General features: G+C 45.5%; 19 protein-coding genes and 1 pseudogene. 12 read left to right on the forward strand and 8 right to left on the reverse strand.

The window, feature by feature from the left end; genetic code table 11:
* Positions 1-24 precede the first annotated feature (24 nt).
* From BST85_RS05920 to BST85_RS05950, 7 genes are all read left to right on the forward strand, one after another.
* A complete protein-coding gene (locus tag BST85_RS05920) occupies positions 25-690 on the forward strand; it encodes an ABC transporter ATP-binding protein (RefSeq protein ID WP_104813919.1) in 666 nt (221 codons plus the stop codon).
* The gene (locus tag BST85_RS05925; RefSeq protein ID WP_104812412.1) at positions 683-1447 is read left to right on the forward strand and encodes a TIGR02757 family protein; all 765 of its coding nucleotides are present in this window, start codon (positions 683-685) and stop codon (positions 1445-1447) included. The genes BST85_RS05920 and BST85_RS05925 overlap by 8 nt, the downstream gene beginning before the upstream one ends.
* A gap of 114 nt (positions 1448-1561) precedes the next feature.
* Entirely contained in the window at positions 1562-3508 is a 1947-nt protein-coding gene (locus BST85_RS05930; protein ID WP_104812413.1) for a BatA domain-containing protein, read from the forward strand.
* 60 nt (positions 3509-3568) lie between these two features.
* Positions 3569-4822, forward strand: coding sequence for a dihydroorotase (locus BST85_RS05935; RefSeq protein WP_104812414.1), 1254 nt, complete (start codon positions 3569-3571; stop codon positions 4820-4822).
* Positions 4819-5130, forward strand: coding sequence for a hypothetical protein (locus BST85_RS05940; RefSeq protein ID WP_104812415.1), 312 nt, complete (start codon positions 4819-4821; stop codon positions 5128-5130). Before BST85_RS05935 ends, BST85_RS05940 begins: the two co-directional genes overlap by 4 nt.
* Positions 5131-5191: 61 nt before the next feature.
* Complete coding sequence (locus BST85_RS05945; protein WP_104813920.1) at positions 5192-5530, forward strand: DUF4870 domain-containing protein; 339 nt, start codon at positions 5192-5194, stop codon at positions 5528-5530.
* Positions 5531-5550: 20 nt separating this feature from the next.
* Complete coding sequence (locus tag BST85_RS05950; RefSeq protein ID WP_104812416.1) at positions 5551-6195, forward strand: alpha/beta hydrolase; 645 nt, start codon at positions 5551-5553, stop codon at positions 6193-6195.
* Here BST85_RS05950 and BST85_RS05955 read toward each other — a convergent pair.
* A complete protein-coding gene (locus tag BST85_RS05955; protein ID WP_104812417.1) occupies positions 6192-6686 on the reverse strand; it encodes an aminotransferase class I/II-fold pyridoxal phosphate-dependent enzyme in 495 nt (164 codons plus the stop codon). The two genes, BST85_RS05950 and BST85_RS05955, sit on opposite strands and share 4 nt — an antisense overlap.
* Before the next feature lies 1 nt (position 6687).
* A complete protein-coding gene (locus BST85_RS05960) occupies positions 6688-7464 on the reverse strand; it encodes an MBL fold metallo-hydrolase (protein ID WP_104812418.1) in 777 nt (258 codons plus the stop codon).
* An 81-nt stretch (positions 7465-7545) separates the two neighbouring features.
* Here BST85_RS05960 and BST85_RS05965 point away from each other — a divergent pair.
* A pseudogene (locus tag BST85_RS05965) lies at positions 7546-8993 on the forward strand (TonB-dependent receptor).
* 1 nt (position 8994) lies between these two features.
* On the opposite strand, the gene bcp reads toward BST85_RS05965, so the two are convergent.
* On the reverse strand, positions 8995-9447 hold the full coding sequence (bcp, locus tag BST85_RS05970) for a thioredoxin-dependent thiol peroxidase (protein WP_104812419.1): 453 nt from the start codon (positions 9445-9447) through the stop codon (positions 8995-8997).
* Between the two features lie 29 nt (positions 9448-9476).
* Here bcp and BST85_RS05975 point away from each other — a divergent pair, with 29 nt between their 5' ends.
* A complete protein-coding gene (locus BST85_RS05975) occupies positions 9477-10145 on the forward strand; it encodes an endonuclease III domain-containing protein (RefSeq protein WP_104812420.1) in 669 nt (222 codons plus the stop codon).
* A gap of 250 nt (positions 10146-10395) precedes the next feature.
* Here BST85_RS05975 and BST85_RS05980 read toward each other — a convergent pair whose 3' ends face one another.
* Positions 10396-10980: an RNA polymerase sigma factor gene (locus tag BST85_RS05980; protein WP_104812421.1), complete on the reverse strand. Its 585-nt coding sequence runs from the start codon at positions 10978-10980 to the stop codon at positions 10396-10398.
* A 240-nt stretch (positions 10981-11220) separates the two neighbouring features.
* Between BST85_RS05980 and uvrA the strand changes: the two genes are divergently transcribed.
* Positions 11221-14007: an excinuclease ABC subunit UvrA gene (uvrA, locus tag BST85_RS05985; RefSeq protein ID WP_245917643.1), complete on the forward strand. Its 2787-nt coding sequence runs from the start codon at positions 11221-11223 to the stop codon at positions 14005-14007.
* A 550-nt stretch (positions 14008-14557) separates the two neighbouring features.
* Complete coding sequence (locus BST85_RS05990; RefSeq protein ID WP_146090666.1) at positions 14558-15802, forward strand: hypothetical protein; 1245 nt, start codon at positions 14558-14560, stop codon at positions 15800-15802.
* 44 nt (positions 15803-15846) lie between these two features.
* Here the strand turns inward: BST85_RS05990 and BST85_RS14470 are convergent, their stop codons facing one another.
* From BST85_RS14470 to BST85_RS06005, 4 genes are read right to left on the reverse strand one after another with little or no spacing between them, the layout of a single operon-like run.
* Positions 15847-16689: a glycosyltransferase family protein gene (locus tag BST85_RS14470; protein ID WP_245917644.1), complete on the reverse strand. Its 843-nt coding sequence runs from the start codon at positions 16687-16689 to the stop codon at positions 15847-15849.
* A complete protein-coding gene (locus BST85_RS14475) occupies positions 16686-17144 on the reverse strand; it encodes a hypothetical protein (RefSeq protein WP_245917645.1) in 459 nt (152 codons plus the stop codon). Before BST85_RS14475 ends, BST85_RS14470 begins: the two co-directional genes overlap by 4 nt.
* A complete protein-coding gene (locus BST85_RS06000; RefSeq protein WP_104812423.1) occupies positions 17141-19585 on the reverse strand; it encodes a YfhO family protein in 2445 nt (814 codons plus the stop codon). Before BST85_RS06000 ends, BST85_RS14475 begins: the two co-directional genes overlap by 4 nt.
* Positions 19586-19612: 27 nt before the next feature.
* Positions 19613-19873, reverse strand: a complete 261-nt coding sequence (locus BST85_RS06005; RefSeq protein WP_104812424.1) for a DUF4834 family protein — start codon at positions 19871-19873, stop codon at positions 19613-19615.
* A gap of 104 nt (positions 19874-19977) precedes the next feature.
* Here BST85_RS06005 and BST85_RS06010 point away from each other — a divergent pair, with 104 nt between their 5' ends.
* Complete coding sequence (locus tag BST85_RS06010) at positions 19978-20982, forward strand: transporter (protein WP_104812425.1); 1005 nt, start codon at positions 19978-19980, stop codon at positions 20980-20982.

The following is a 20982-nucleotide window of genomic DNA, read 5'->3' on the forward strand; positions in this document are numbered from 1 at the left end:
TCTTGTAATTTCACCAGCTAAATGATGATCAAGGCAACCAATATCCAGAAGTATTTTGATGACCTTCACGTGCTGAAAGGGGTCGACCTCAATGTTAAGGAGGGCGAAGTGGTCTCCATTGTAGGGGCATCGGGGGCAGGAAAGACCACTTTACTGCAGATCATCGGAACCCTGGATACCTTCCAGGATGGCGAATTACTGCTAAATGGTCAGTCCATCAGGGGGATGAACCGAAAACAGCTGGCTAGGTTTAGAAATGAGAACCTGGGATTTATCTTTCAATTTCACCAATTATTGCCCGAGTTTACGGCCATTGAGAATGTCTGTATTCCGGCCATGATCAAAAAGACACCAGTTGCAGAAGCACAGGCTAAAGCCACAGAATTACTAAGCTTCCTAGGGCTATCGGACAGACTACATCACAAACCATCGGAACTGTCCGGAGGGGAACAGCAACGGGTTGCTGTTGCCCGGGCGCTGATCAACGACCCTAAGATCGTATTAGCCGATGAGCCTAGTGGAAACCTGGACAGTGAGAGTGCAGAGCAGCTTCACCGGCTATTCTTCCAGTTGAGGGAGAAATTTGGTCAGACCTTTGTCATTGTTACTCATAATAACGAACTGGCCGCCATGGCCGACCGTAAATTGGTGATGCAGGACGGCCGAATGAATGCATCCAACAATGGATAGCAAGGAGCTCAAAGATTTCCTGGATACCAAAGCGGACCAATACGAGCAGCCCCAATTTGTTCGGGATGACCCCATCCAGATCCCCCGCATGTTCCAATTAAGGCAAGATTGCGAGATAGCGGGACTACTATCCGCAACTATTTCCTGGGGGAATCGGAAAAGCATACTAAAGAGCGGTCACAGGATGATGGAACTGATGGATGGATCACCTTATGATTTTGTGATCAACCATAGCAAATCAGACCTGAAACCCTTGACAGGTTTTGTTCACAGGACATTCAACGGAGTGGACCTGATCACTTTCATACACTGTTTAAAACGAATGTATGTTCAATATGGTAACCTGGAAGCTGCCCTTCTCGCAAATTTGAAAGGAGATTCCTTACAAACGGCCATTCATCGCTTTAAACAGGACTTCTTTTATGAACATCCAGGCACAAGAACGCTAAAGCACTTGGGTGATCCGGCTAAGGGATCGGCCGCTAAACGGACCAATATGTTCCTACGCTGGATGGTCAGACCCGCTGATAAGGGCGTGGATCTGGGACTTTGGAAGAATATCTCTTCTGCTCATCTCTCCTGCCCCTTGGATGTACACAGTGGCCGAGTTGCTCGGAAGCTGGGTTTATTAGATCGGAAACAAAATGATGCTAAGGCTGTGATAGAATTGGATCATTCATTGAGGGAACTGGATGCGATGGACCCGGTACGCTATGATTTTGCCCTTTTTGGATTAGGTGTCTTCGAGAAATTCTAACAAGCAGGGTGTCATTTGTCTCAAAATGATAAATATTTCCTAAATGTGCCTCTCTCATTTCTGCTATCGGATAGGAAATAACGTCATTGATTATATTTGATCAATTCTACGCGGATGCAGTTTACTTACCCAACTCTTCTTTATGGCCTGTTTTTGCTGCTCATCCCTATTATCATTCACCTGTTTCAACTGAGGCGGTTCCAGCGTGTAAAATTTACCAATGTCGCCTTTTTAAAACGCGCGAAACTACAAACCAGGAAGAGTTCCGAGCTCAAGCGATGGCTAACCCTGATCACCCGCATGCTAGCCCTGGCTTGTATGGTCCTGGCCTTTGCTCAACCTTATTCTACCCAGAAAACAGATCGATCGGAACGAGAAAATACGGTCATCTACCTGGATAACTCCTTCAGTATGCAAGCCAAAGGAGAAGCCGGGAGTCTATTGGAGCGTGGAATACAAGATCTTTATGAGTCCGTCTCTCAAGCCGACGATTTTCAATGGTTCACTAATTCTGACACCTACACCAATGCCTCCGTGGACGATTTCAGAAGGCAAGTCCTGCAGGTTACTTATAGCTCAGCTCAAATGTCGACTGAACAGATGCTGCTAAAGGCCAATCAATTATTGGGATCAACAGCGGCTGGCAACAAGCGGCTTATCATGATCACCGACCTGCATCAGCCATTGGACCTTCCAGAGTCGATGCGGGACATACAACTCGATCTGGTAAGGCTGAGTCCAGTCAACAGAAACAATACGAGTATAGATACGGCATACTTGATGCGTTCGGAAGGTGAAGGAACTAGGCTTCGCGCCAAGGTTAGCCACCGTGGTTCAGAGCTAAGCGAAATACCTATATCCCTGTTCAAGGCCGATACCCTGATAGCCAAGACAGCCGTGTCGCTGAGCGATTCCGGCCCGGTATCGACCGGTGTTCAGAGCGGTTGGATCAACTTTGACCTGGAGCAGTATCCAAGCTTTATTGGGAGGTTGGAGATCAATGATGGCGGGCTGAACTACGACAACAGCCTGTTCTTTAACTGGGGAGCCCAAAACGAAGTGTCCGTTATGATCATTGAAGAATCCAATACGGATTACCTGCTACCCCTATATCAGCAGCAGGGATTTCAACTCAATCGACAGCCGGCAGACAATATCAACTTCAATGATATCAGTTCCCAGGATTTTATTGTCTTGCACGAATTGGAACAGATTCCCATGTCCTTGAGGAATTCGCTCATCGCCTATTATCAAAACGGTGGGCATCTGTTTGTGATCCCACCGGAACTGATGGATCGGGACCAGTATAACCAACTCTTGTCTGCATTAAATGCAGGAATTCTTTCTTCCTGGATCCCGGCCGAAAGGAACATTGCATCAATTAATTTTGACCATCCGTTGTTTAGCGGTGTTTTTGAGCGGGAAGTGTCCAACTTCCAATATCCTACTGTTAGTGGTTATCATCGATATAAGGGATCCAATATGTCCACTGTGATCAGTTATGAGAACGGGGACGACTTTCTGTTAGCGAAAGAAAGACTGTATGTATCCACTGCTCCGTTGAGTGCGGATTGGTCGACCTTTCAGTTTTCACCCCTTATTGTTCCGACCCTGTTCAATATGGCCCAGTTAAGCCTGCCGAACCCTGAGCTGTATTTCGAGATCGGCAGAACCAATTCCTTTGCCTTGGATATCAGTCTCTCTCAGGATGAGATCCTGAGCCTACAGGATAGCCTGGTCAATTTTATACCCCTGCAACAGGCTAAGGCCAACAGCGTTGTTTTGACGACCACAGATCAGCCCTCAAGGGCGGGAACGTATGGAGTTTATCAAAACGATGAGCGGCTGAAATCCGTCAGCTATGATTACAATAGAAATGAAAGTCTGTTGACCAATGCACAGTTACCGGAGATCGAGGGATTGAATGTCTTTGACTCTGTGCCGGAACTTTGGCAGGAGATCAACGAACGAAATCAGGTAACCGGCTATTGGAAATGGTTTGTTATTTTTGCAGTGGTCCTGTTGCTGATCGAGATGTGTATACTGAGATTCATCAAATGAAATCGGCTTTAAGCATTGTTTGATCTAGGGCACCACGAAGAAATAAAACGCATAGTCTAGATGAAATTACTCATCAAATCGGCCATCCTGGTGGATGCCAATAGCAAACACCACCTCAAAAAAAGGGATCTGCTGATTGAAAATGGGAAGATCTCCCGAATTGCTGCACAGATCAAGGACGATCAGATCAAGCAGCTCAAACTCGATAATTTACATATATCCCCAGGCTGGTTCGACCCCAGTGTATCTTTTGGAGAGCCAGGGTATGAAGAACGTGAGACTATTGCCAATGGCTTGAATGTTGCGGCCTGGAGCGGATTCACCACCGTTGGGATCAATACCAACACCAACCCGATTCCAGATACGAAATCTGGTATAGAATACATCAAGACCAAGGGCAGTAACCATGCGGTCGAGGTTTGTCCGGTAGGAGCCTTAACCGTGCAGTCCGAGGGGGTGGATCTCGCGGAGTTGTACGATATGCAACAAGAAGGTGCTTTGTGTTTTTACGACCATAAGAAACCTATTAGCAATCCCAATCTGCTGAAGATAGCCCTTCAATACGCGCACGATTTTGACGGTTTGGTTCAATCCTTCCCCCTGGAAGCAGGACTAGCCCGCAAAGGAGTTGCGAATGAACATGTCAATGCCACCAGGCTGGGATTAAAGGGAATACCGGCCTTGTCTGAAGAGGTTCAGCTAAGTAGGGATCTTCAAATCCTGGAATATACGGGCGGAAAGCTCCACATTCCTACCATATCCACAGCAGGTTCTGTAGACCTGATCAAAAATGCCCAAGCAAAGGGACTGCAGGTAAGTTGCAGTGTATCGGTGAATAACCTGGTGATGACGGACGAGGTTTTGGAGCAATTCGACACCCGCTATAAGCTGATGCCACCACTGCGCACGGAAAAGGATCGCAAGGCACTGATCAAAGGATTAAGCACCGGAGTGATCTCTGGGGTAACCAGCGACCACAATCCGATCGATGTGGAACACAAACAAACCGAATTTGACCATGCCTACTTCGGCAGCATTGGCTTGGAAAGTTGTTTCGGTGCACTAAACCGAGTCTTAGGCACAGAGGAAACTGTAAAATCATTAACAGGTCTTAAACAGGCTTTTGGTATACCGACCGTAACCTTGGATGAAGGGCAAAAGGCAGACCTGACCTTATTCAATCCGGATTCAGACTGGATCTTTGGCCGGCCAGACATTCGATCCGGCTCTTACAATGCCGCCATGATCGGCTGGCCCATGAAAGGGCGAGTTTATGGTGTTTACTGCGGCAAAAAGCTACTTCTTTCCCAATGAACCCTAAACCGAGGACTCTGGCGGTGATCTCCTATCTGACCTTTATAGGACTGATCATTGCCTACTTTATTAATCGAGAGGACAAATCCGAATTTGCCACCTGGCACATCAAGAATATGTTCGGTCTGGTTCTGATCCTCTTTTCCTCCCAAGCAATTGGTTACAGCAGTCCACTGCTGGGAACGGTACTGTGGTGGGTAGCCTTTGTGAGTTGGACCTTGTCCCTGGTGATGGCCGCTGCGGGAAAGAAGGCCGGCATACCCTGGCTAAGTGAGCAATTTCAGAAATGGTTCCTATTCCTAAATTGAAAGAACAGGCAGGCCAGAATTAATGGCTTTGAACTATCTTTAGTTACCAATCGACATGAATATGAATGCACCCGATCAGAAATCCAAGAATATTGGGATCATTGCCTATCTGACCATAATCGGATGGGTAATTGCCCTTGTGATGAACAATGAAAAACAATCCGAGTACGCCTCCTTTCACATCCGGCAAATGTTGGGCATCATGCTGACAGGCTTAGCCATCAATGCCATAACCTGGATCCAATTTGACTACGCCTATTTCCACTTTGCGGACCGGATCCTTCAGGCATTAGTCTTTGTGATTTGGTTATTCGGTTTTATTCCAGCCGTTCAGGGAGAGAAAAAACCCATCCCATTTCTGGGTGACTACTTTCAGGACTGGTTTAAAAGTATCGGTTGATCTGAATACAACCCTTTAATATGATCCTTCAATATTTGCATCGCCCCGCCAAGAATAAAGTAGGCTCCTCCCCTTCTATCTTCCTTTTGCACGGATACGGAAGTAATGAAGAAGATCTCTTTTCTTTTGCCAGTGAACTTCCGGAGCATTATGAAATATTCTCTTTCCAAGCGCCCATACCTATGGTACCATTTGGTTATGCCTGGTATTCCATCTATTTTGACCAGGACGATGGTAAATTTAGCGATGACGAGCAAGCGAAGACCTCTGCACAAGCTGTTCTCGAGAATATTGACCAGTTGGTCCAGAAATACGATTTGGACCCTGAAAGGGTTACCCTTGTTGGTTTCAGTCAAGGTGCTATACTTAGCCTGGCATTAGGATTAAATCATCCGGATCGTATCTGGCGTGTGGCAGCTATGAGCGGATATCTGAATACGGCACTGCTCACAGAAGACCGTTCTACTTTGAAATACGACCAACTGCGAATATTTGCATCCCACGGGCAGGTAGACCAGGTGATCCCGGTGTTATGGGCACGAAAGACCCAACCCTGGCTCGAAAATGAGAGCATAATATCGGAATACCACGAGTATCCTGTTGGCCACGGAGTTGCCCCACAGAATTTCTACGATCTGCTGGATTGGTTAAAACGTACCTATTAATTGGTGTACATCAACCAACTGACGGGCGTCAGATCCCATTGATTGTCTGCCGTGTAGAAGTATTCGATGATCATCTCCCCCCAATAGCGTCCATCGGTAAAATCGGCCTGTATCCAACGGTGATTCAGGAACTTGATCTTATTGATCCGCAGATCGCCATCCAGACCTTCATAGGGGATCAAGGGGTGCCCTCCGGGAGTTACATTTTGCTCGTATAAGGACTCTGCCACCAATTGCTGGACATCTGCCGCTTCAAACCCCAATCCTTCCAGGTAGCTCATGGCATTGTCGTTGGACATCAAACTGAAATAATTGGCTTCCGCCAGCTGATCCGTCAGCGAATCCATTTGTTGTTGCAAGGCCGTATTCTGTTGTCTGAGCTGATCAATATCCTTTTGCTGAGATTCGAAGATGGATTTCTGATTCATGTATTGGAACAGGATAAACAATACAGCAAAAAAGAAGAGGTACATGAAGATTTTGGAACGCATATCAAATAGTTATTGTCAGGCCGTCATAAGCCAGATTCACATGATCGGGTAATTCGTTATCCACCTGGGCATGAAAACCCATTAAATGGCTAATATGGGTAAAATAGGCTTGCCTTGGCTGTATGTCAGCGACAAATTCCAAGGCCTCATCCAGGTTGAAGTGAGTGTAATGAGGCTCCTTTCTCAGGGCATTGACTACCAAGACCTCGCAACCCCGTATCAACTTTCGCTGATCCTCACTCATGGTCTTGGCATCCGTCAGGTATACAAAATCTCCAACCCTAAATCCTAGAACTGGCAAATCCCCATGCAGCACCTCCACTGGGGTTATAGACATTTGATCTAGCTCAAAAGATTGCCCCTTAGCAATCAATTCCTCCCGAATGGCCGGTGCTCCCGGATATTTATTGACCGTCTCGAAAATGTAAGCAAATCGGTCGTGTAAGGCATCAAAAACGCGTTGTTCGGCATAAAAAGGGATCTCCCCCTGCCTGAAATAAAAAGGGCGAATATCGTCCAGTCCTGCTGTATGGTCACTGTGCTCGTGAGTAAGCAGTATTCCGTCTAATCGTGAGACACCAGTCCTTAGCATCTGCTGCCGGAAATCTGGGCCACAATCTACCACATAGGACTTATCCTTCCACTGCAATAAAACGGAAACCCGCAGGCGCTTATCCCGGAGATCCGTGCTCTGGCATACGGGATGATCACTACCTATAACAGGAATTCCCTGGGAAGTTCCGGTACCTAAAAAGGTAACAGTGAGACTGGGCTTCATTAACACAAAATTACAGTTATTTTCTTTGTTGCCCTCATGGTTTTCGTACCTTTGTAAGAGACACTTAAAGCCTTTAGAGACATGCCGGAAACCATCTCAGGGGATAAGGAATTTGAGAATATTCCTTCGATAAAGAGTAAAGCACTTCGGATAAACCTGAATACGAATATTTACGGAACCTTTGCCGAAATCGGTGCAGGACAGGAGACCGTTCGTAATTTCTTCCGGGCCGGGGCGCCTCCGGGACCATCGCCAAGACCATCTCTGCTTACGACAAGGATTTTAGTGACGCAATTTATGGTATTGAAGATGACGGTCGCTATGTAACCGAGGCTAGACTAGAGCGCATGCTTTCGCATGAGATCAACCTGATCGAAGAGCGAATTGACCGTTCCAGACACCCTGACAAGATTTTCTTTGCCTACGCTAACACCGTAGCCACTATCGATTTTGCCAAGAAATACAAGGGTCACGGCTGGTTGGGAATCAAGTTCCAGACCCACCCGGAGGAAGCCTACAGCGAGATCATTCTGCACATCCGTTTTAAAGAGAACGAAGCGGTCTTACAGCAAAACACCTTAGGTATACTAGGTGTGAATCTGATCTATGGTGCCTACTATAAGCACGACGAACCGCGTAAACTTTTGCGCTACTTATACGATCACATCGATCAGGATAAGATCGAGATAGACACCATTAATTTCTCAGGTCCTAAATTCGAAAATGTCGACAACCGTCTAATGAGCCTACAGTTGATCAAGAACGGGATGACAGAAGCGGTGATCTTTGGTCCAGATGGAAATAACATCTTACCAGCAAGAATTCTTTATAAGAAGAACGTGCTTGCACTTCGTGGAAGTTTTAGGCCGGTTACTAAGGTGAATATCGATATGTTCGAGAAATCCTATGAGATGTTCCTGGCCGAAAGTCGGGTTGATCCGAAACGTACCGTGACCATCTTCGAGATTACCCTCTCCAACCTGAGGGCTCAGGGAGAGATCGATGAGCAAGACTTTATGGATCGGGCAGAACTGTTGTGTTCGTTAGGGCATACGGTGATGATCTCCAATTTCCAGGAGTATTACAAATTGGTGGAGTATTTCTCCAAGTATACCAGGAATCGCTTAGGATTGACCATGGGGGTGAACAACCTTGTCGATATCTTTGACGAAAAGTACTACCGTCATCTCAGTGGCGGAATATTGGAAGCCTTTGGAAAACTGTTTTTCAAAGATCTAAAGGTCTACCTCTACCCCATGCATGACAGAAATAATGACATCTACATCAACTCGGAAAACCTAAAGGTTCATCCGCGAATGAAGGAACTGTACAAGTTCTTTAAGTACAATGGAAAAGTGGTGGACATTACCAACTTCAATCCAAATATTCTGGATATTTTCTCTAGAGAAGTATTGAGTCAGATCGAAACTGACGAGCCCGGATGGGAAGAAATGCTGCCGGAAGGAGTAGCTGAGATCATCAAGGAAAAGGGACTGTTCGGGTGGAGCACCAAAACAGCCCGAGTATAGTTTAGCCTAAGATCTGTGCAGCGTGATCCTTGGTCTTTACCTTTTCGATCACCTGATCTACAACGCCATTCTCGTCAATTAGAAAGGTCATACGATGGATTCCATCATATTCCCTGCCCATAAATTTCTTTGGGCCCCAAACCCCAAAAGTGTTGATTACCTCCTTTTCGGTATCGGCCAATAAGGGGAATGGAAATTCATACTTATTGCGGAAGTTGCTTTGTTTCTTTTCGGTGTCGGCGCTAACTCCCAGCAGGGAGTATCCTTGTGCTTGTAATTCCGAATAGTTATCTCTTAGATTACAAGCTTCTGCAGTGCATCCAGGAGTACTGGCTGCCGGATAGAAGAAGACGACCAATTTCTTGCCGGAATAGTCACTGAGACTTACCGGGTTTCCATCTTGATCGTTAACTGTGAAATTGGGAACCTTATCCCCTTTTTTGAGCGTGTTCATTAGCTTATTTTTGCCTAAAACTACACAAAATGACCAAATCGGAAAAGGTAGCTTTTGTTATAGATACGTTAAATGAATTGTTCCCGGAAGTTCCTATTCCGTTGGACCACAAAGATCCCTACACCCTTCTGATAGCGGTTTTATTGTCCGCTCAGAGTACCGATGCCAGGGTGAATGAGATCACACCCCTGTTGTTTGCTCGGGCGGATAACCCGTATGATATGGTAAAACTGAGTGTCGAGCAGATCCGTGAGATCATTAAGCCGGTAGGCTTGTCGCCCATGAAATCCAAGGGAATCTACGGATTGTCCCATATTCTAATCGATGAACATGAGGGAACGGTTCCAGCCAGCTTTGAGGCCTTGGAAGCCTTGCCAGCAGTCGGCCATAAAACCGCCAGTGTGGTGATGTCCCAGGCGTTTGGCATTCCTGCCTTTCCGGTTGACACACATATACATCGACTGATGTACCGATGGGGCCTTAGCAATGGTAAGAATGTAGTTCAGACAGAAAAAGACGCCAAACGTTTATTTCCTGAGGAGGATTGGAACAGACTTCACCTGCAGATCATTTATTATGGGCGAGCTTATTCCCCTGCCCGAGGATGGGATATAGAGAAAGATGTGATCACTAAGACCATTGGTCGAAAGACCGTGATCAACGAGGCGCTCAAGGCAAAAGCAAAAAAGAAGGCATAAAAAAAACCCGGGACAATCGACCCGGGGTTTTTCCAAAGTTTAGTTTAGAAGTGCTTCAAACTTCAAATTATGGTAATTATTAACACTCAAAGCCTTGGAGTAATCCAGAAGAAAACGAATGGTCTCTTCTTTCGGGAATCCTTCTTTTTTCACGCTTCCCCTACGTGATTTTTCAGAGTACAGTTTCGCCATATACGCTTATTTCAAGGTTCGTCTGGCTTAATAACGAGCGAAAATGTACTTTATTGTATCAATTGGTTAATATAATATTGTGCTTGTCAATTACTTTGCGCAAATTGATAAGTGCATAGCGCATTCTTCCTAGAGCAGTATTGATACTAACCCCTGTTTGCTCACTGATCTCCTTAAAGCTCATATCCTTGTACATCCGCATGATCAATACCTGTTTTTGATCTTCCGGCAACTCCTGGATCAGCCTTCTAACGTCCTCTTCTACCTGCCCTTTGATCATTCTCTTCTCGGCATCCATGGAATTATCACTCAGGACCGAGAAAATATTGAAATCGTCATTGTTCTCAAATCTAGGCAGCCGGTTATTCTTACGGAAATGATCGATCACCAAATTGTGCGAGATCCGCATGACCCACGGAAGGAATTTCCCTTCTTCATTATAGGCTCCCCGCTTTAGGGTCCTGATCACCTTGATAAAGGTGTCTTGAAAGATGTCCTCTGCGACATCCCTGTCCATCACTTTGGAATAAATAAAACTATAAATACGATGCTTGTGACGGGTTATAAGTGCACATAAAGAAGACTCATCTCCCTGGATGTAGGCACTAACTAGTATGGCATCGGAATTTCCACTGTGCTCCATATCATTACAACTTTAGATACTTAGCTGACAATTAGATTGCTAGCTTCGTTTTTGATTGATTATCTAACGTAATGATATGCTATAGGCAGCGGTTTAGTTGAAGGATTTAACGAGATAAATAAAGAACAATCTTTTTAGAAATGCAAGAATAATCTTCAATTTAACCATTAAAACTATTGCTGTACCCCTGCTAAAATCCTGCAAATGAAATAGTATCTTTGCAAAATTCTACCTCCTGATTTGGAAGAAAAAACAGCTCATATCACCGCCCAAAGACCACCTATCCGCATAGAAGGTGCACGCTTGCACAACCTGAAGAATGTAACCGTATCCATACCCAGGAACAAGTTGGTAGTACTTACAGGTTTGTCTGGCAGCGGTAAGTCCAGCCTGGCTTTTGATACCCTTTATGCAGAAGGGCAACGACGCTATGTAGAGAGTCTCTCGTCCTATGCCAGGCAGTTTCTGGGAAGGTTAAATAAACCCAAAGTAGATCATATTCGCGGAATAGCGCCTGCCATAGCCATCGAGCAGAAGGTGAACGCGACCAACCCGCGCTCCACCGTAGGAACCTCTACAGAGATCTATGATTATCTGAAATTACTCTATACCCGGATCGGGAAAACGATATCACCAATATCAGGAAAAGAAGTAAAGAAAGACAGGACCTCTGATGTGATAGACTATATCACCACCTTGGCCGATGGTGAAAAGCTCTTGTTAATGGCTCCTATCCATCTGGAAGAAGGCAGATCACTGGAAAATAAACTCAAGGCACTGGTTCAGCAAGGATATGCCCGTATCAAATACCAAGATGAAGTTCATCGAATTGATGATCTCGAACTGAATAGTTTGTCTGGCGATGTAATGCTGGTCGTAGACCGAGTGATCAAACGGGAAGATGAGGATTTCTACAACAGATTAGCTGACGCGGTAGAAATGGCATTTTACGAAGGCAAGGGAGAGATCTACCTGGAGCATTTGGCGGATGATCGCATCCGGGAATTCAATAATCGATTTGAGGCAGATGGAAAGTCCTTTGTAGAGCCTAATGTCCATCTGTTCAGCTTTAACAATCCGTATGGCGCCTGTCCTGAATGTGAGGGTTATGGGGACGTGATCGGAATAGACCCGGAATTGGTTGTACCCAATACAGGTTTATCTATCTATGACAATGCCATCTTTCCTTGGAGAGGTGAAAGTATGGGATGGTACCGTGATCAGTTGGTGAACAACGCATATAAGTTTGACTTTCCCATTCACAAACCGTGGTTTGAGTTAAGCGATGATCAAAAGCTTCTGGTTTGGGAAGGGAATGAATACTTTGAGGGCCTGAACGCGTTCTTTGCGGCCCTGGAAGCCAAGAGCTACAAGATCCAGAATCGGGTCATGCTTTCTCGTTATAGAGGAAAGACCAAATGCCAGACCTGCGGAGGAAAGAGACTTAGACCAGATGCCGCCTACGTTAAGGTTGGCGGTAAGTCAATTCAGGAACTGGTGGAACGTCCATTGGAAGAATTGCTGGAATTCTTTAGTGCTCTCCAGCTAAGCGATTACGATAAACAGGTGTCCAAACGTATCTTATTGGAGATCACCAATCGGCTTCGCTTTCTGACGGATGTCGGTTTGAGCTACCTAACACTGAACCGTAAATCCAATACCCTGTCAGGAGGTGAATCACAAAGAATCAATCTTGCCACCTCATTGGGGTCCAGCCTGGTCGGTTCCATGTATATCCTGGACGAACCAAGTATCGGCCTGCATCCCAAGGATACCGAAAGGTTGATCGGTGTTCTGGAATCCCTTAGAAACCTGGGTAACACTGTGATCGTTGTAGAGCACGATGAAGACATTATGAAGGCCGCAGATGAGATCATTGATATTGGTCCCGAAGCTGGCACCTTCGGGGGAGAGATAGTTGCCACAGGAAGCTTTGATGATATATTGGGGGCAAATACTTTGACCGCCGACTACCTGAGTGGCCGTAAATTGATCGAAGTGCCGAAAAATAGAAGGACATCCAATTCTCGCATCGATCTTATTGGTGCCAGACAGAATAATTTGAGGAATATCGATGTTCATTTTCCACTAGGTGTATTTACTGCCGTAACCGGAGTTTCAGGTAGTGGAAAAAGTACTTTGGTCAAGAAGATACTTTATCCCGCCCTCTTAAGGAAGATTGGTGGTTACGGAGACAAACCGGGTCAGTTTACAGATCTGCAAGGCGATCTGGACAAAGTAAAGACCGTAGAGTTCATCGATCAGAATCCCATTGGACGCTCCAGCCGTTCTAATCCTGTCACTTACATTAAGGCTTATGACGACATTCGCAATCTTTTTGCGAATCAAAACCTGAGTGAGATCAGAGGTTATAAGGCCAAGCATTTTAGTTTTAATGTTGATGGCGGACGATGTGAGACCTGTAAAGGGGAAGGCGAAGTGACCATCGAGATGCAGTTTATGGCTGATGTCCACCTGGAATGTGACACCTGTAAAGGAAAACGGTTTAAAAAGGAGATCCTGGAGGTTAAATTTGAGGACAAGAATATCCACGATATTCTCACACTTACCGTGGACGAAGCTGTTCGGTTCTTTGAAGAGCACAAGCAAAAGAAGATCTACACCAAACTACAACCTTTGCTGGATGTAGGACTTGGCTATGTACAGTTAGGACAGAGTTCCTCTACATTATCTGGTGGTGAAGCCCAAAGGATCAAATTGGCTTCTTTCTTGGTTAAGGGGAACAGTGCAGAAAAGACCGTTTTTATCTTTGACGAGCCTACAACTGGCCTACACTTCCACGATATACAGAAACTGCTTAATTCGTTCTACGCCCTCTTGGATAAGGGACACACTGTAATAGTTGTTGAACACAATCTGGATTTGATCAAATGTGCTGACCATCTCATCGACCTCGGACCTGAAGGAGGTGAAAAAGGAGGGCAACTCGTGGCCCAAGGAACGCCTGAAGAGGTGTTGCACGCAAAGGATTCCTATACAGCTCATTACCTATCGGAAAAACTTTAGTCCTAAAAGTCTTACACTTTTCAAATTAAACTTTGGCACGACTATTGAATCTAAGTTAATAGTTAGAATACAAAGTGAATTCCACTTCACTAAGTTCTTATTAGTTAAGCATTTTTGGTTGGTTAGTTTTTTTGTACAATCCACCGTCTGGCAAGTCCGGCGGTGGATTTTCTTTTGTAGGCTGAACAGTCAAATCACTTCAGCTTCAACTTTCTTCTTCAACCCTAACCCTTCACTTTTCACTCCGTATTCCTTGGGGGCCCCCAGGCCCCGTCCGGGACTAATATATCAAACGTACACCTCAGAGCCATTTGAATTTCGTTAAGGCAATCGTCATTCACGAATGGAATAACCGAGATTCACGGAGTCAAATTTTCTTATCATTGACAGGTGATTTAAAACATTTCGAATCACGATTCACCCCTCTCCTCTCTCCTCACTCTTTACCCCCCGCTCATTATCAGTTCATTACATTTTTGGCACGGTCGTTGGTTTATTTCATTCAGAACCAATCACCAAGAATGCAATGTTTAACCTAAAACCGCAAATTATGAAAATGATAACGACTTGGATAGCTCTTTTGTTCCTGGGAGGAATAACAGCTTATGGTTCTTCCATCCTGCCTATGGATGGATTTTGGAGATATGATTATAATCGCTCCTACATTTTTGTTGAAGGCGGCGTTGAATTCGCGGTTTATCCTGACGGGCAATTTGATTTTGCCTATGTTGGAGGTAACCGGGGCCGATTGAATGTGGACTACTACAATTCCGGATTGAACATTAGTTTCAATTCTGGTTATAATTACGATATGTATGTTCAGTATGACGATTATGGTGCAGTGATACAGGTAGAGAATATTCCGATCTATTACGACCATTTTGGTCGGATAGTGCGCGCCGGAAATGTAGATATTCAGTATGCAAATCGCCGTATCGTGCGGGTTGGAGGAATGAATATCTTCTATGATCGCTGGGGTTACTTCAGCTATTATACTGGTTACATAAGTCCGTGGTATCGTTTCTACATCTATCGACCATGGCACGTCTACTATGCCAGACCATTTTACAATAGCTGTATTGTTTACGATTATCCATACAGGCGATATTACAACCCCTATCGATATGAATACAATTATCACAGACGCAATTATCTGAACCGTGGACGTAGCTCTTATGCCAATGGCAGAAGGTCTTTCCACAAACCAGGAAGCCGTGTCCATTTCAAAGACGGACGAGTAGCTCGTAACAAGGACTATCGTGAGGGCCGTGAGAACACGATGATCGATCGCAAGGATAGACCAGCTCGCTCTGATCGATACGATCGCGGGGATGCTAAGACCAGACCCGTTGCCAGTAATCGAGGAGATCGTGTAGACCGGAAGGACCGCCCTGTTTCAGACAGTAGAATAGAGCGTGGTAACCGAAATACTCGCCCTGTGGCTAAGGTGGATAAGAATAAACAGAACAGAATGCGGCCTGCTGTAGATCGAAATGAGAGGCGAAATCAGGTGGATCGCAGAGATGCACGTGTGAATTCTCAGAGTAACAGATTTGGTAATGGTCGAACTGCAGAAAATGTAAGTCGCCCTAATGTAAAAAAGAACAATGCTACCCGATCAGGGAGCAATTCCAGGTCTAGGGTCACTACACCCAGAAATGACAGGAATTCAAGCTCCAGGGTAAGCAGCAATTCAAATAGATCCAAACAAAAGGCCAGAAGCAAGGCCCGATCTACTGCCTCTTCAGAGCGAAGCTCAAACAAAACGAGATCCTCCAGAGGCAAGAAACTATAACAAACTTTTGGTTGGTTGGTTAGAAACCCCTGTACTGGCAGTTGTCAGGCGGGGGTTTCGCTTATCATGGAACTTAAGATCGCGGCCATTCTTTTAGTCAGATCTTTTCGGGTGAACGCTTGAATATCGCCCTTAAAATCCCTGACTTCATCATTTTTGTAATTCAGGTATAGCGCGTAAATGTATTGTTTGATATCGTCCCCTTGTTCGTAATCAAAATATTTCCCTGCTCCAGTTTGCGCAAGGATCTCCCCTACTTCGCTTCCTTCAGGTCCCAAAGCAATAATTGATCTCTCAGCTGCCAAATATTCAAATAGCTTCCCAGGGATGATCCCTCTGGTCTCGGGCCTGTCCATTTCCACCAACAGCAAGGCGTGGGCCTGTCGTTGGGCACTCAAAACCTCTTTATGACTTACATACCCATAATCAATCACCAAATCTTGAGGAACATACTGCAGGATGGATTCCATCACTTCCGGGGATACTGCCCCATATAAGTGGAGCCTAAAATCTGTCCCAAATGAGGCGTCTTCTTTGACCAATTCGCCTATAGTCTTCCAAAGGGCGATTGGGTTTCGATCGGAGAGTAGGGTTCCCAGGTGGCTGATAACGAACTTTTCATCCTTTGAAACCTCTAAGCCATCAACTGGTTCAAATCCGTTGGTCACAACCTCAATTTCTCTCTTGCTTATAGCCTCAAACTCAGAAGCCGTAATCTTGCTGGTTGCAACTACTCTATCTGCTCTACACAAGACCTCTGATTCTAGATGTTCGTGCTTGGTTCGGGCTCTTTTATTCAGTCGCAGATCTTGGTGGTAATGGATGTTGGTCCAAGGGTCTCTAAAGTCAGCCAACCAAGGAATATGGAGCTCTTGCTTTAGTTTCATACCAATGAGATGCAAACTATGAGGGGGCCTGTGGTCACTATGGCCTTGATCTTAGCCTTAGGAATCTCTTGCTTCAAACGAGCCACCGACGGCTTAACCCAGCCTACCCTGGCATCAGGTACGAACAAGTTACCTCGTATATAGAGCATCATCTGTTCCACGGCAGAGGGAGAATCTGAGCTAATTATACCCTTGCTTAGCCTTGCAGTTTTTTTCGAGGACAATTTCCTTGCCAGACCATATGGTTCCCGGATCGGATGGGTGATCATATTGAGATCCTCCGGCACCAACTCAAGTAGATCATTGTCAGTTATGGGATAGGTTGGATTTTCCGGGATATAGACCCAGGGCTCTATCCCAAACTCCTTAAAATACCTGACAAAATGAAGCCAACGCTGAACACCCGGACCACCAGCGGGTGGCCAGTAATACGTAATGATCAACACCCTTTTCATGGAGTCGGATTAGCAGATTCTTCTTTTTTCCAGCGATAAACGGACCAGGCAAACAAGAGTACAAAGAGCACACTACTTCCTAAACTGATCATACCTCCTCGCTTGATCACCACAGGCTCAAACCTAAATTCGATCTGATGTTCACCAGCTGGAATCGCCAATGCCCTAAGCAAGTAATTCGCTCGAAAATGAGGGGTCAACTCTCCATCGATATAGGCATTCCAACCTTTTTCATAGTAGGTATCTGAAAAAACCGCCAGCTGATCCTTTTGAGCCTTAAAATCGTACACCATATGATCCGGGCGATAAGCCGTCAATTCGATGGTAGACAAGCTATCATGTAATCCTTTAACACCAGGCAAGAGCTCATTGTGTTCCTTTCGAACCACCGCGGTGGTTTTAGTATTTAAACTGTCCAAAGCCAGGATCTCCTGATCGGCATTATCTACAAGTTCTACCCTATCGACCAACCAGGCATTCCCATTAGCAAAAGGATTTCGCTGGGCTACTGCCCCACCGTTTTGGTTTTGAGCAATGATATACCGAACATTCAGCATATTGAGCACGCCAACATTACCTTCAGTGATGTAGAATTCATAGATGTCCTGCATTCTGCCGGGCTTGGCTGCGTGATAACCACCGATGGAATGATGGTAATAACTAGCCTGGGCACTATTCCAGGGATCATTAACATTGTCCAGGACCCGATAATAATCCTGATCATCTTCCAATATCTGCATATTGGCTCCATTTTGCTGAAAAGGCTCCTTCATCACCCTGGCAGCCACAAAGTCATCTTCATTGATGTAACGTCGGTCCACACCGATCAGGTCGATCAGTAAAAGCAGGGTCAATCCTCCGATCAACACTGGTTCTCTTACCTTCTCCTTGAGGAAAAACCAGAGCAGGGCAGCAACAGCCAACATCAATACCAGCGATCGCAGGGCATCCGTCTTCATTAGGCTTAGCCGGTCTTCTCGAACTGCATCCACAAACGGCAGGCCAATACGCTCAATAAAGAACTCATCATAAGGGCTACTAAAACTGAACAAGCTCCCTCCGGTCAAGTAGAACAGTGCTGTCAGACCCCCAAGAATAGCCGAGCTTCTGATCAAGGCTTTGCGTTTAAGCTCTGTGGCGATCTCTTCGGAGAACATCTTCATCAGCCCCAGTGTTCCCATGATGGGTAAAACCAGTTCCAGGATGACTTGGATAGAAGATACCGCCCTGAATTTATTGTAAAGTGGAACATAACTGATAAAGAAATCGGTCAGTATGGGGAAGTTCTTGCCCCATGATAGTAACAGACTTAGTAAGAAGCCGGATACCAACCACCACCTCATTGGGCCCTTAACCAGAAATAAGGAAAGTAAAGCGAGGAATACCACTACGGCACCCACATAGGCAGGTGCGGCTACGTAAGTCTGGTCACCCCAATACATGGGCACCTGACCAACGATCTGCCGGGCGTCCGACGGAGATGCCCCCATGGCCAGTAATTCATCGAATGCCTTCGATTTCTTTGGTGCCTCCTCCGCGGAACCTCCGCCCATAAAGCGGGAAATATAGAGGTTCAAACTTTCGGCAATCCCATAGCTATACTCCGTGATATAATCATAGTCCAGACCACTTGTCGATTGCTTGGTAGAACCGTCCGGGTTAATGGTCAATTCACTCTTGCCACGGGTAGATGTATCGGCATATTCCTTGGTGGCCATCAAATTGGTCGAATTCAATCCCGCCGCCAATATAGCCGCCCCTAAAAGAACACCCACCGATTTAAAGTATGGCTTGAGCTGTTTCTCTTTTGTTGCCTGGATAAAATAGGCCACTCCCACACAAACCAACAGTAATCCCAGGTAATAGGTCATCTGGAAGTGGTTGGCCACTAATTCCAAGGCCAAAGCAATGGTTGTTAACAGAAAACCCCACATCAAGCGACCCCTAAAACAAAGTAACACTCCACTAAGCACCAATGGCATGTAGGCAATAGCATGGGCTTTGGCATTGTGACCAACACCTAATATGATTATGAGGTAGGTGGAAAAACCAAAGGCCAATGCGCCAAGAGCAGCAAGAGGCATCTTCACTTTTAAGACTCTCATCAGTATATAGAAGCCGACAAAATATAGAAACAGATAGTCCGCTGGTCTCGGCAAGAATCTAAATAACAGATCCAGCTTCTTAATGTAATTGTGTGGGTATTTAGCACCCAGCTGATAGGTTGGCATCCCGGCAAAAGCACTGTTCGTCCAATAGGTTTCGTCCCCTGTAGCTTCCCGGAAATCGTTTTGCTCTTTGGCCATCCCGATATACTGGACGATATCACTCTGAAAGATGGTCTTTCCCTGTAGTACCGGGTTGAAATAGATTAGTGATGCCAGGACGAAAACAACTAGCACCAGCAAATGAGGCCAAAGCCCGCGTATTAAATTTTGCATGGGGTTATTCAGGATTTGAAGAGAAAATTAATCAATTTCCTCGTATTCGATGTACTCACCCTGATCGGCTTCCTTTTTTCGGGCTGCAGGACGTGGATCGACAGCTTTAGAACCTTGGAAAGACTCATCCTGGTATTGGGATTGATATGCCTCGAATTGTCTTTCGAATCGTCTGGCAAGACGACCAGCGAACCACTTGAGTATCAGTGGCCCATATAATCTGAACAATATCCTTAGCCCCAGGTATACCAGAAGTATGATTAGGAACGTTTTTAAGAATGATTCCATAAGTCGAATTGTATGTCAAAGGTAATCCAATTCGGTGGATCAGCTAAGCATTGAACCGATAAAGAAATGAAAAATCTCCTATCTTTGGCCTAAACCCATTTTGCATGAACAACCTTCGAATTCCTTTGCTACTGCTGGCTTTGCTTGTATCGCCCATGTTATTTGGTCAGTATACTGACCTGATCAACACCAACCAGCCCGGAGGATCACAAGGTGCATTCTCAGTTGGAACCCGTGTACTACAATTGGAAACCGGAGTTTCCTTCGGAAATGAAAAGCACGAACTACTGGTAACAGATACCGATGCCTTCAATTGGGATTACAGTATCCGTTATGGTGTCTGGAAGGAAGAGCTTGAAGTCAGCCTGATGGGTTCCCTGCAAAGCAATAATGTTGTGGATAGCAGAGGAGCTGTGCCGTTTGAGCAACGCCAGACCAATTTCAAGAGCAATACCCTAGGAGCCAAATACCTGATATATGATCCGTACCGAAAAAGGGATCTAGAAGGACCTAATCTGTATAGTTATCACGCCAACAACAGTTTTCAATGGAAGGATCTTGTCCCAGCCGTAGCAGTTTATGCGGGAGCTAATTTCGATTCGGCAGACAATCCATTTACCCAGGAGGACGACTTTTCCATAAGCCCTAAGGTTGTGATCGCTACCCAGAACAATTTTCTAAGTGGGTTTGTGTTAGTGACCAACCTGATTGCCGATCGTATCACTACAGATGCTCCCACTTATGGTTATGTGGTCACCTTGACCTATTCGACCAATCGATATTTTTCAGTTTTCCTTGAGAATCAAGGGTTTAAAAGTGATTTCTATTCCGATCAGCTGCTCAGGGGTGGTGCCGCTGTGCTGATCAATCAGGATTTTCACGTGGATCTTTCTGGAACCCTCAACTTTAAGGACACCCCTTCGCTGTGGTATGTTCGTGCGGGATTGGCTTATCGCCTGGATATGCACAACAAAGACGAATACATCGAGGACAAAGGTCGTTCTGGTCGAGATAAGAAACGAGAAGAAAAGGCGGCCAGAAAGGCCGAAAAGAAGAAAAAGAAGAACAAGCGCCGAGATGGAGTCCTGGAGGACGACGGTGGAAGATAG

Source organism: Aureitalea marina, assembly GCF_002943755.1.
Classification (GTDB): Bacteria; Bacteroidota; Bacteroidia; order Flavobacteriales; family Flavobacteriaceae; genus Aureitalea; species Aureitalea marina.